12 protein-coding genes are annotated in these 13,283 nt (G+C 35.2%); 11 read left to right on the top strand and 1 reads right to left on the bottom strand.

All coding sequences use genetic code 11. The annotated features are described in order from the left end of the window. The 11 genes from BLO53_RS17105 to BLO53_RS17155 are packed head-to-tail and all read left to right on the top strand — an operon-like array spanning position 1 to position 12,945. Positions 1-1,155, top strand: a complete 1,155-nt coding sequence (locus tag BLO53_RS17105) for a glycosyltransferase family 4 protein (RefSeq protein ID WP_092064405.1) — start codon at positions 1-3, stop codon at positions 1,153-1,155. A 10-nt stretch (positions 1,156-1,165) separates the two neighbouring features. Further along, the gene (locus BLO53_RS17110) at positions 1,166-2,185 is read left to right on the top strand and encodes an acyltransferase family protein (protein WP_092064408.1); all 1,020 of its coding nucleotides are present in this window, start codon (positions 1,166-1,168) and stop codon (positions 2,183-2,185) included. Positions 2,186-2,219: 34 nt separating this feature from the next. Continuing rightward, positions 2,220-3,308, top strand: coding sequence for a glycosyltransferase family 2 protein (locus BLO53_RS17115; RefSeq protein ID WP_092064411.1), 1,089 nt, complete (start codon positions 2,220-2,222; stop codon positions 3,306-3,308). Continuing rightward, positions 3,305-4,195 carry a glycosyltransferase family 2 protein gene (locus tag BLO53_RS17120; protein WP_092064414.1) on the top strand — a complete coding sequence of 297 codons (891 nt, stop codon included), beginning with the start codon at positions 3,305-3,307 and terminating at the stop codon, positions 4,193-4,195. The genes BLO53_RS17115 and BLO53_RS17120 overlap by 4 nt, the downstream gene beginning before the upstream one ends. 44 nt (positions 4,196-4,239) lie before the next feature. Continuing rightward, on the top strand, positions 4,240-5,157 hold the full coding sequence (locus BLO53_RS17125) for a glycosyltransferase family 2 protein (RefSeq protein WP_092064417.1): 918 nt from the start codon (positions 4,240-4,242) through the stop codon (positions 5,155-5,157). Positions 5,158-5,184: 27 nt separating this feature from the next. Beyond that, positions 5,185-6,219, top strand: coding sequence for an acyltransferase family protein (locus BLO53_RS17130; protein ID WP_092064420.1), 1,035 nt, complete (start codon positions 5,185-5,187; stop codon positions 6,217-6,219). Between the two features lie 51 nt (positions 6,220-6,270). Next, positions 6,271-7,089, top strand: coding sequence for an SGNH/GDSL hydrolase family protein (locus tag BLO53_RS17135; RefSeq protein WP_092064423.1), 819 nt, complete (start codon positions 6,271-6,273; stop codon positions 7,087-7,089). A 52-nt stretch (positions 7,090-7,141) separates the two neighbouring features. After that, positions 7,142-8,620 (top strand): MBOAT family O-acyltransferase, encoded by a 1,479-nt coding sequence (locus BLO53_RS17140; RefSeq protein WP_092064426.1) that lies wholly within the window; start codon positions 7,142-7,144, stop codon positions 8,618-8,620. Between the two features lie 22 nt (positions 8,621-8,642). After that, positions 8,643-9,830 carry a hypothetical protein gene (locus tag BLO53_RS17145; protein ID WP_092064429.1) on the top strand — a complete coding sequence of 396 codons (1,188 nt, stop codon included), beginning with the start codon at positions 8,643-8,645 and terminating at the stop codon, positions 9,828-9,830. Beyond that, the gene (locus BLO53_RS17150) at positions 9,823-11,283 is read left to right on the top strand and encodes a hypothetical protein (RefSeq protein WP_092064432.1); all 1,461 of its coding nucleotides are present in this window, start codon (positions 9,823-9,825) and stop codon (positions 11,281-11,283) included. Before BLO53_RS17145 ends, BLO53_RS17150 begins: the two co-directional genes overlap by 8 nt. 51 nt (positions 11,284-11,334) lie before the next feature. Next, positions 11,335-12,945, top strand: a complete 1,611-nt coding sequence (locus BLO53_RS17155; RefSeq protein WP_092064435.1) for a glycosyltransferase family 39 protein — start codon at positions 11,335-11,337, stop codon at positions 12,943-12,945. 157 nt (positions 12,946-13,102) lie between these two features. Here the strand turns inward: BLO53_RS17155 and BLO53_RS17160 are convergent. Continuing rightward, positions 13,103-13,283, bottom strand: a 181-nt coding sequence (locus tag BLO53_RS17160) for a transposase (protein ID WP_176757148.1), incomplete at its 5' end; no start/stop codon positions are given.

The raw sequence follows: 13,283 nt of genomic DNA on the forward strand, positions 1-13,283 counted from the left end.
ATGAAAGTTTTGTATGTATTACATAGATACCATACCAATATGTTATTTATCATGAAGGGATGGGTAGATAATGGTCACGAAGTCAAAGTCCTTACACAAAGCGAAGGATTAATTGAAGAACATGAGTATGTTCAACCACAGATGTTGGGCTTTTCAAAAGTGTTCAAAGCCTGGCATAAGTTTTATAGTGGGGTTATCAAGCGTAATGATCCCACAGCATACGATATTTTTATCAGATATGGTTTTCCGCCAGCCAGCAAATTTAAGAAATATGTTGATGAGTTTAAGCCAGATTTAATAATACTTAGGGAACGTTCTCTTTATACTATGTCTTGCTATAGATATTGTAAGAGAAAGCACATTCCGACAATTTTATATAATTTAAGTCCGGTATATGCCGAGCCTTCGTATTTTAAGAATGACTTTGCACATAAATTAGTAAAAAAACTCACGCCTTTAGATAGGATAACACCAGTTCACCAGATTGGCATAGACATGGAGGGTAAAATAAGAGATGAACATGCTTTTTATGCGCCATTTGTGGTAGAACCAAAATTATCTTTTGAGAAGAAGCGTTATTTCAAAGACGACAAGATTAATCTTTTTGAAATTGGAAAATATCAGGATAGAAAAAATCATTATATGATGGTCAATGTCCTGGACAGGCTCAGAAAGTTATATCCAAACGTGAGATTAACTATTGCTGGAGAGATATCATCAAGATTTGAACAGGAATACTATGATAATCTTGTGAAATACATCGATGAAAAAGGACTAAAAGAATATATTACACTTTTTTACAATATACCTAAGTCAAAGATAGAGGAAATCTATAAAGACAGTGACCTATATATACTTACAAGTACCGGAGAGCCAGCATCTATAACAGTAATAGAATCTCTGGCATTCTGTGTTCCTTCAATTAGTGGAACAGATAATGGTTCAGCTGATTACGTGATTCCTGGAGTTACAGGCGAAGTATTTGAGGACTGTGATGAAGATGATCTTTTTAAGAAAGTAAGTTGCATTATAGAGGATAAAGATACAATACCTCGAATGGGAAAAGCAGGATATGAGCATATCTGCAAGAACTTTAGCTTTGATGTATATTACAAAGGAGTGCAGGAAGCTGTGGCTTCAGTAAGTAAGAAGTAAAAAGCATTTTATGTTAGAGGGAATCAGTTGGGCGGAAGCAATGGAAAAATTAGAAAAATCTAAGAATTCACGCGTAGATTATATGGATTTATACAAGGGCATTGGCATAATGCTTATGATTTTTGGACATGTGAGTTTTTGGGGGAAGATGGATCATTTTATCCATGCTTTTAATATGCCAATGTTCTTTGTTGCTTCGGGTTTTTTTTATAAAAAGAGGACGGATGCGGAATTGACATTTGGTAGTTTTTTGAAAAAAAAAGCCAAGACTATGCTGATTCCATATTTTGCTTTTGGAACAATTAATTACCTAGTTTTTATTCTGTTGAATGGATTTGAAGTAAAACCGATATTTCATCTTATATGGGTTAATAACCATGATCTTGCAATAGCTGGGGCATTATGGTTTATAACGGCACTTCTAATTGCTGAGAGTATTTATTTTCTGTTAGACAGATATTGTTTTTTTGCACTAAAGACAACAGCCATAATTTCATTGGCATTGTTAGGGGCTTTAGCAAAATTGTTGTTTCCAATTATTTTGCCGTGGTCGATGAGCGCAGCTTTTGTTGGGGTTCTGTTTTATTACGTAGGTGTTTGGGTAAGGAAGTATTCGGAAAAGATTTTTTTACTAAAATGGTACTGGATTGCAATTCTTTCGATGATAGAAGTGGTTTTTATATTCGTAAATGGTGAGCTCAATATGAGAAATGAAGAATATGCTATTATACCGTTGTCTCTTTTGAATGCTACTGTCTTTTCTGTGATTCTTTTGTACTTTTGCAAGAAATGCAACGACAAATGGGGAAAGAAACTACCTAATAAGTTGCTAGGCTCTGTTGGAGAAAATTCAATTGTGTATTTATGTCTGAATCAGTTGGTAATAATGCTTGTTTTTATGGCTTTAGAACCTATAGGGTTTCATAGATATATTTGCAAAGTTATTTGTTATGCAATTTCTAGTGTAGTGCTTTATTTATTGGCCGAAATTGTTACAAGGACAAAGCTTGTGGTCTTAATTGGGCGCTAGAGAGTATTTGTATGATTATAGAGGAAATTATGTTATGAGTGTAGGAAAACATGAGAATAATCCTCTTCTTTCAGTCGTAGTTCCAGTATATGGCGTTGAAGCATATTTGCATGACTGTATAGAGAGCATTATTAAGCAAGAATATAGTAATCTTGAAATATTGCTTGTGGATGATGGATCAAAAGGCAAAGAAGGGCAAATATGCGATGAATATGCTGCTATTGATGACAGAATTAGAGTGATTCATAAAAAGAACGAGGGTCTTATTGCTGCAAGAAAAACGGGAATGCAAGAAGCCACTGCTGAGTATATAGCGTTTATTGATGGGGATGATTTTATAGCTCCAGATTATTATTTAAAGATGATGAAGCTTGTGAAGTCGGAGTGCCCTGATTTGGTTTCAGTGAGCTTTACACAGTATTTTTCGAAAGAAAGATGTGAAGTTGTTAGACAGAGAATGGAATCTGGGGTTTATGAAAATGATGCACTAATCCATCTTTTTGAGAATATGAATTGTATGAATGAGAACTATTATGATTTTTCTGTGTTTCCGTCTACATGTTTAAAAATTTATAGGACGGATCTTCTTAAGGATACTTCTGAAAAAATACCTGAAAATATAAGATTTGGCGAGGATTCTGCATTTTCATATCCGTACATTTTAGCGTGCAAGAAAATTGTAATAGATAATGATATTGATGGATATTTTTATAGAGTGGTCGAGAATTCTATGTCTAAGGAATTTGATAAAAATAGGCTTGTTGAAGCTGACATTTTATATAAGTATTTGAAGAATTATTATTCTATGTCTGAAAATAAAAGGGTTAGTCGTCAACTAGAGATATATAGATTTTTTTTACTTGAAGATATATTGAAGCAGCTTATGATGGGAGTACGACTTTGGCATATCCATGGTAAAGTGAAAGAAATTCAGAATTTGATAGAAAAATCTGAGATTTTTGTAGAACTAAAAATATACGACTATGATATTCCTTCAATATTAAAGAAAAATCTTTTGTTTATTTGCAAAAAGGATTGGAAAGGTTTTGAAAAGGCATGGAATAGGCGAGAATTAGCGCATTGTTTTCATGCGCTTGCAAGAAGGGCTTTAGGTGGAAAATGAAGAAAGTGAGTGTTGTTTTGCCAGTGTATAATGGCGAACAGAGTATTGAAAAGGCTATTACTAGTGTGCTTACGCAGACGTATGAGAATCTGGAGATTATAGTAGTAAATGATTGCTCCACAGATGGAACAAAAGCTATTATTGAAAAATATGCTTCTTTGGATTCGAGAGTTAATGTGATAAATAATGAAACTAATCAAAAGTTACCACGTTCTCTTAACATCGGTTTTAGAAGTGCAACAGGTGATTACCTAACGTGGACATCTGATGATAACCAATATCATGTGAATGCTATAGAGAAAATGGTCAGATTTCTAGATCAAAATGAGGATTATGATTTGGTTTATACTGACTTTTCTGTGGTATATATGGATGGTACGTTGAGAGAAAAGGCTAGAAAAGACGAACCAGACAAAATCAAGTATATAAATCCGGTTGGTGCTTGTTTTTTGTATAGGAGAGAATTGGCCGAAAGGATTGGGGAATATGATCCTGATATGTTTCTTGCAGAGGATTATGAATATTGGATACGAGCATATCTTAATGGAAATCTGCATCATATTTCTGAAGATTTATACGATTATGGATGGCATGATAAGAGTCTTACATCTACAAGGACCGCTGAAATTCGCAAACAGACATATAAAGCTAAATTCAAATACGAAAAAGGGTTATTGGAAAGATGTGTCAACCAGGATGAACGAAATCTCTTTTATTGGGAGCAACTTTGCTTGATTGATGATAAAAAAACATTTGGTGAAGTAAGAAAGGCATACTATTTAAATGATGGAAATTTTATGAAAGCAGACAGAAAAAAACGTGTTCAAGATGCTTTTAAATCAGTCATGTCTATTCCATCAAGAGTAATTGCGAGGATTAAAAGATGAGTGAGTTATCAAAGCAAAATAGACGGAACTATAGGTGAAAGTAAATGATATTAACTATTGTAACGCCTACCTACAATAGGGCAGAAAAAATTAAAAAACTATATATGTCGCTCTGTGCTCAGACAAATAAAGAGTTTGAGTGGCTGATTATAGACGATGGTAGTACTGACGAAACTGGGGAAGTTGTTCGCGGTTTTCTTGAAACTGCTGGATTTCGTATCAGATACGAGTACCAGGAAAATGGTGGAAAGCACAGGGCGCTAAATAAGGGAATTGCACTAATTGATTCAGAACTTACTTTTATAGTGGATAGTGATGATTGGTTAACAGAAAATGCTGTAGAGACTATTTTTGAGTTTGAGGCAAAATATGCTGAAAAAAAAGCAACTGATAAGCTTTGTGGATTTAGCTTTTTGCGAGCATATAGCAATGGAGAGGTAAATACTGGAAAATATCATCTAGATGAAGTAGTTGATACATTTAGACAACAGAGGATTAATAATAATCTTTTGGGGGATAAGGCAGAAGTCTATTATACAGATGTTCTGAAGAAATACCCATTTGAAGAATTTGATGGTGAGAAATTTATGCCTGAGGATGCAGTATGGCTAAAAATGTCAGGTCCATATAATATGGTACACGCCAACAGAGTAATCTATTATTGTGATTATCTCGAGGGAGGACTCACAAAGTCAGGAAAGAGAATGAAAATACATTCTCCATATGGAATGATGTATAGGTCCGCTGTGTATTTAAATGACACTGAAGTAAATATAAAAACTAAGATAAAGATGGCTATTCTATATGATGTATATTTGTGTTTTGCTAGAAATAAACGACAGAGAGAAGACAGTGATTTTAATAGGTGCGTAGTACATACAGTGATAGGTAATATATTGATATGGGTAGTTTATCTTCCTGCATTTATAATCTATAAAGTATGGCAAGGACGCTATGAATGAAGCACTTTAAGCAGACGATGATTTGACATGAATAAAACTGGTGTAAGGTATAACAATTTAGATCTGTTCAAGTTTATAATGGCAGTTGTGGTAATTGCATTACATACGGAACCTTTAAAGTACTGTAAAGATGTTTTCACTATTTCTGTGTTTAATTCATTAGCGGGAATGGCGGTTCCGTTTTTCTTTTTGTGTTCAGGCTATTTGCTTGGTATTAGGATGACTCGCGAGATGAGTTCAGAAGATGATATGATTGTTTTAAGGCAACATAATAAAAAGTTGCTGAAATTGTATGTTATATGGTCAGTCATTTATTTGCCAATAACTATATATCATTTCGCCACTAATCAAGTAAGGTTTATTAATAGTCTTTTTTGGGCATTTAGAGGATATGTGTTTGTGGGCGAGCAATACAATTCATGGCATCTCTGGTACCTACTATCTTCAATATATGTCATGATGCTTACAATGTTTTTAGTTAGATTTAAATTGCTGGATAAAATACTTCCTATTATTGTAGGATTTTTTAGTGCACTTAGTGTTTCTATTGATTGGGTCATGATGATGCCTAAGAATAGTAATAATATTGTATTTGATCTAGTGCAAAAAGTATGCGATTTTACAATTGCTAATGGAAGGATTTTTGGAGGATTTATTTACATCCCTATAGGGATTATTATTTCCAAGAAAGTACGAAAAAGTAGCTTTTTTAGTAGTTTATCGAAGATAGTGATTTTTTTGTGTGCTTTAGTTACGAAATGCATAGTGGATAGTTTTTTTCTTTCTTTTTATTTACAGATAGTGATTTCAGTAGTCTTTTTCTCTTTAGTAAAAGATATTAGATTGTCAGATAACTGGATTTATCCTTACTTACGCCAATTGAGCATGATGCTTTATTTAATTCATATGTATGTTTGGACAATTTATTATATGACAGTATATGGCGAGAAAACTTATGGTGTTAATAGCTTTGTGATTACGTCAATTATAACGTTGGCAATTGGAATTATGTATGTAATGCTTGGCAATCGTATTAGTTGGAGAAAAGGGAATACTAAATGATTTTTGGTATTTTAAATATGCGCTAAACAACAGTATTAAGGAAATATTCTAATGAAAAAACAACACATATCATTTAAACGAAATAAATGGTCAATAATTATATTGGCGGTAACGATTTGTGCATGTGTGTTCTGGGGAATAATACGACATGAACAAAGACAAAATGAGCAGATAGAAGAGCTGCGAGCGAACATTGTATCATTACGAGAAGAACTAAATGCGTTATCAAAAGGTGATGTGGATTGGCTGGATGATGGTTATAATTATTTGGCTTTAGGAAACAGTATTACTATACATGGCTACGCAACCTATTGGTGGAATGAAATAGGAATGGCAGCATCAGATGCTGACCATGATTATTTTCATAGAGTAGTTAACTACCTTGAGACAGAATATGAAAATGTTAGAGGTAAGGCTGTAAATTTTACAGTGTGGGAAACGCAGGCTTATGACAGGGATGAAACGTTGGTTAATTTGAATCCATATTTAAGCGCTAAATTAGATTTGGTAACTATTCAATTGGGCGAGAATGTTACAGACCTTTCTACATATGAGAAGGATTATATTTCACTTATTAGCTACATAAAAGAAAAAGCACCTAATGCGAAGATAATTATTGTTGGAGATTATTGGAACAATGACGATAGAAAGCAAATTAAGGAAAATGTTGTTAATGAAACAAGTGAATGCTTTGTTTCGCTAGATGGGATAACAGATAATGAGGAATATACTTGCGGACTAGGAACAATAGTCTATGACCAAAATGGTGGAGAACATGTTGTTGAACATGAAGGTGTTGCTTTACATCCAGGAGATAAGGGAATGGAGGCTATTGCGGATAGAATTATTGAGGTATTGAGTAAGCAGTAAAGTAATATTTTTTAAGAAATAGATTAAGTATGGGCGATAGGGGATTTAACCAGTGCTTTTTAATAGTTTGGATTTTCTTATTTTTTTCCCAATTGTATTTTTAGTTTTTTTAGTTATTCCTAAGAGACTCAGGCAGATATGGCTTTTGGGGTGCAGCTACTTCTTTTACATGTGCTGGGATTACAGATGTATAGTTTTGATATTATTTTCTACAGTTGCAACCTATGTAAGTGGACTATTGCTTGAAAAGCAGGCTTCAGAAGCCAAAAAGAAACTGATAGTTGCAACGTGTCTTTTATCTAACTTTGGAATCTTGTTTGTCTTTAAGTATTTTAACTTTGTAGCTGGATCTGTGATGCGTGTGGCAGGAAGAGGTTTTGATCCATTTAATATTATTCTTCCTGTAGGAATATCCTTTTATACCTTTCAGGCTGTGGGATATACAATTGATTGTTACAGAGGTAAAATTGCTCCTGAGCGCAACTTTATAAGATATGCTCTGTTTGTGTCATTCTTTCCTCAGCTTGTGACTGGACCAATTGAGAGAAGTGGCAATCTCCTGGGGCAGATCGATAATCTGTCCAAGATGAGCAGAAGGGATATTCTTGATATCAGAAGGATTCAGGAAGGCTTTATCCTGATGACCTGGGGAATGTTCCTGAAACTTGTGATTGCTGATAGAGTGGCTGTCATTGTGGATAATGTCTATGATAACGTGTATATGTATGGCAGCGTTGGTTTTTTAATGGCCTTCTTTGGTTTTGGACTTCAAATTTATTGTGATTTTGCAAGCTATTCTACTATAGCTATAGGCGCTGCAAGATTTTTTAACATAACTCTTATGGAGAATTTTGATGCGCCATATTTTGCTACTTCTGTCACTGATTTCTGGAGAAGATGGCACATTTCTCTTTCCAGTTGGTTTAGAGATTATCTTTATATTCCGCTTGGAGGAAATAGAAATGGCAAGGCCAGAAAATTACTGAATTTGCTGATAGTATTTACCTGCAGCGGCTTGTGGCATGGTGCAAATTGGACCTTTGTTTTCTGGGGGGCTATGCATGGAGTGCTGCTTGTAATAGAGAATCTCCTTAAGCCATGGATACGCAGAATAGATGAATATATGGGAGTTAATAAGAAAAATGTCGGATTTATGCTTTGCAGAGCTGCTGTTGTGACGCTTATTGCAGATGCGGCATGGGTGTTCTTTAGAGCTGATTCTTTCGGGCAGGCATATACGTTCTTTTACAGGCTATTTACCAGAGGTGACTGGTGGAAATTATTTGATGGGACCATTTATACTTATGGACTTGATATTACTGAGATGTGGATACTTGCCATCGGCATGATGATCTTGGTAGTTGTAGATTTTATCCGTGTTAGAAAGGGTCTACATTTTGGCAAGTACTTAATGGGAGAATATGCGGTATTCAGAGTGGTAGTAGTTGTAGCACTTTTGATTTTCACAATTGTTTTTGGACAGTATGGGCCTGGATTTGATTCTAAGGAGTTCATATATTTCCAGTTTTAGCTTTTGGTAGGAGAGGACGGATATGTCGAATTTTGAAAAAAAGCTTCTGAATTTTTTAGAAAATAATTTAGATAAAATAGTATTAGTTGTTGTAATATTATTGTCTGTTTGGCTAAGACGCCTGTATACACCACTTGTGGATATTACTAATGGAGGCTCTGATTATAAGTCAGAGCTTTCAGTATGGGTAGACTATTACAGGGGACTTAGCGTTAAGGAATGTCTTTCAAATGGAATTGGAAACTACTACGTGCCATATAATCTTTTGTTAATATTGGCTTCCAGATTTGATGTTGACGCCTATTGGTTTATCTGCATTTTCTCGTATGTGTTTGATTATGTGATGGCCTTTTATATCTACAAGATAGTAATGCTTTTGATGGGATATGAAGGTGCCAGGAACAGTCTTGAGGCAAAGAGTGTAAAGGTTGTAGCAGCTATCTCGCTGATACTTCCTATGGTGGTTGCTAATAGTGCCATCTGGAAACAGTGTGATTCTGTATATTCTGGAATAATTCTCTGTGGAATATATTATTTTCTTAAAAGGAAGTATAATGTAGCATTCATTATTCTGGGCGTGGCATTTTCCTTCAAAATGCAGACGATTTTGATATTGCCGTTCTTGCTGATAGCTTACTTTGTATTGAGAGAGTTTAGTGTGATTAAGTTCCTGTGGATCCCTGGGATATATGCTATAGCAGGGCTACCGGCAATTCTATGTGGTGCACGTATTACCAGAGTGTATGGTACATATTATAGACAGACCAAGCAGTATGGGGCGATGACTATTAATTCTCCGGGGATATGGAATCTCGGGCTTTCCGAGTATATGTATCATCATGTAGCAATGGCTATTACAATCAGTATCTTTGCAGCTTTGGTTCTTGCAATAGTTGTTAAAAAGCCAAAATGGAATGACAAGTTGTTTTTCTATCTCTTGGGTTGGGGAGTTATGACATGCTTTGAATTTCTGCCAAGTATGCACGAAAGATATGATTATTTGGCGATAATAGTGCTTACATATGTTGCAATCTATTTTAGACATAGGATTTTGCCTGCAGTTCTTGGTATGCATTTAGTATCAGCATGCACGTATGGAAAGTTTTTATTTAGTTTTGATGTAAATTATACACTTGTAGCAATAGTGTATTTAATGGCATATGTATTTATTACATGGGATTTTATGGGGCAGTTGTTTGGAAATGAGTGATAAACGAAAGATTATAATTGAGATAACAGCATTTGTGCTAGTATTTATACTTGCATTTAGCGGCTGCTACAATGTGCTTAGAAAAAAGGATATCGGAAATGGTGGCGGTATAGAAGCTTATGATGATATAAAGGTTCCTGTTGACGTTGCTATATTTGGGGCATCACATTCTGTGTGTACAGTGGATAATAGTATTTTATGGGAGGATTACGGCATCGCTAGTTATACGCTGTGGTCTGGAAGTCAGGAGGTTGACGGTACATATCTTTTTATGCAGGATGCATTTAAAAAGAATAAGCCAAAAGTAGCACTAGTTGAGACCTTGGATTTTATTAACTATAGTAATCCAGACAGAACATTATCTTTATCTGCACTTACAACAGATTATTCCATGAACTATGTGAAGTGGGCTATCAAAACTGCTTCCGACCAGGGATATTCAAGAGAATACTTAGAAGAAATGCTATTCAGAATGCCTATAGTTCACTCAAGATACAAGGAACTGGCCAAGACTGATTTTATTCAGGAACGCACATATAACAGAGGATATAACGGAAGCGATGATTGTTTGCCTTGTGAACCTCCGATTATAGTAGATGATAGGGAAGAGGTTCCTGAAATAGATATGTACTATATCAACAAGATAATTGGCCTGTGCCAGGAGTATGGTGTGGAACTAGTATTCTTCCATGCGCCGTTTGTTTTGGAAGATACTAATATTTTTGAACAAAGAAGACAGAACTATCTATCAGATTATTTCGCTGAAAATGGAATTCCTTTCCTTGATTATTACAGGAATTATGAGTCTTGTGGAATAGATTTTGCAACAGATCTAAGAGAGGGCAATCATTTAAACGACCTTGGTGCTACTAAAGTGACTAATGCACTAGGACAGTATCTTGTTTCTAATTATGTATTTGCAGATAAGGCTGGCAAGGCTGGATATGAAGATTGGGATACTCATGCAAGATATGTTGAAGACAGGAAGATTACTTTTAACCTCAAGAAGATAGATAATCTTGGAGATTATTTGAAGAGCTTAAGCGGATATACTGATAGATTCACTATAATAGTTTCTTTTAATGGAAACTATAAGGTAATAGAGGGATATGATGGAATACCCGATTTTGCCAGCATGGGATTGGGAGCTGAATATAACGCTGGAGGACTTGCTGTTCTTCGGAATGGCAAGGTGGATGTAAGTACTGAAAGAGCAACAGAGTACAACATTTACAGAGAATTTGAGGGCAGAGTTGATTTTGTAGGACTAAAAAGTGCTGGCGATTTATTTGAAGGATATATGATAAATGGTAATGATTACACTAAAGAGTGTAATGGTTTTGGAATAACTGTTTATGACGAGATATGCCACTACATTGTTGATGATGTTTATGTAGATGTATATGAAGGTACAGAAGTTCATCATGTATCAGAAGACTATGTAATATATTAAGACGCCTGATGTATTTCTATGCAGAATTAGGCGCGGTTGGAGATAAGCTTTATGATATATGTAAATAGTGCAAGCCTATTATGCATAATAATTGTATTAATTCTTAGTCTGTATAGGCTTGCTATGGCAGGAGGGAAGATACGAACAGAGGCACACGAAAACTCTTTTTTGGTAAAGCATGAAAGATTGGTAGTGGCTTTTCTATTGCTAATAGGTTTCACTATTCGCGTCTTTGCATTCCCAGATGGATTTATGCAGGATGAGGCTATGTCATCCTATGATGCAAAGAGTTTGCTTATACATGGTTATGATCATCATGGTATTACTTGGCCTGTTCATATGTATGCTTGGGGAACATCTGAGCAAAGCGCTTTCCTGATATATTACCTTATCCCTTTTATAAAGCTATTTGGAATGAATGAAGTTTCTGTACGTGTCGCGGCAGTGATACTCAGTATGATTGGCGCAATTTTCTTTTGGCTTTTGCTAAGAAGTGCATTGGGAAAAGAAATGGGAATTGTTGCGTTAACTGTTTGTCTCTTAAATCCGTGGCATTTTGTTCAGAGCCATTTCGCGTTGGATTGCAATGCATTTCCTCATTTGTTTATAATTGGTTTTTTCCTGCTGTATTTATTTGCAAAGAATGGTAAAGAAAAGTATTTATGGCTTGGAATAATATTTATGGGATTGTGTCAGCATGGATATGCGGTATCCCTGTACTGTGTTCCTGTATTTCTGGTTCTTGTGGCAATATACTTTGTGTGTAATAAGATAGTTACTGTCAAAGAAGTGCTGGTAAGTATGGGCATATATATACTTACTTCAGGACCTCTTTTTGCAACAATGATATTAAATGTCATAGGTGTGCAGGAAGATATACATTTGGGACCATTTACGTTGCCTGCATTTGTAGAGAATGAACGTGCTGGAGATATTCTCTTTTTTGTAGATGATAAGTTGGATTTTTTTATCAGGAATATCAAATATATATTTGGCATAACAATTCTTCAGCAGGAGTATGTTCCGTGGGATAATGTCGAGCATTTTGGAACTGCATTCTTGTGCATGGTACCTGTTGCTGTGATAGGCTTTGTATATACTTGGTATAAGGCAACAAAGAGGGATGAGAATAGCCGCTTCTTTAGTATGGTGCTGTTTTGGTTTATTATGGCATTGTGTGAAGGTGTAGTGACGAACTTAAGCGGACTAATCAGACGTTTTAATATTTTCTATTATGCTCAGATAATCTTTATTGTGATTGGAATCAGATGTATATGGAATGCTTCAAAGCGGTTATTTGCTATCACTATGGCAGTGTATTTAGCAATGGGAGCATTACTTGTATTTGATTTTGCTACAGTTTATCAAAGGTCTTTTTATGTTCCAGAGGCTAGTTCCAGGTATGTACTTGACGCAGCTTATCGTATGAAAGACATAGAATGCGATAGATATTATATTACTCCTGATACTGCATGGCCTGGTTCAAAAGATGTTACGGAAATATGGGTGTTATTTGCATTTGATCTAGACTCGGACTATGTTCTAGGAAATACGCAGAACAGCTATGGCAGGCATTTTGATTATGGCTATGAAGAGCAGTTTGTTTACAGCAGAGCTAATCAAATAGATAGCATTGAAGCTGATAATGCATATTTATCCTGAATTATTCATGACAACTTAATTTCCTAAAATCTGATCCATAATCCGATTTTTTGAAATGGATGCCTAGAACAGGCGGGATTTAGTCCTAAAAAAGGGTAGACTATCCCTATGTATCAGAAATACAGATTTTTAAGTTATCAAGGTACATTATTAGTTGCTATTCCAGCTGTGGCTGTAAGCCGCTTATGTTTGTTAGAGTTTCATGAAACTCAGATATATAAGGACAACTGCTACACAGCTTGAAATAAATATATCTACCTGATCTGACTACCTTAACGGCAATCTTGATCAGTTTCAAACGGATTGTATCTGCACATTGCTTCCTCATGGAAGCACAC

This window comes from Butyrivibrio sp. INlla14 (assembly GCF_900102515.1).
In the GTDB taxonomy this organism is placed as follows: Bacteria; Bacillota; Clostridia; order Lachnospirales; family Lachnospiraceae; genus Butyrivibrio.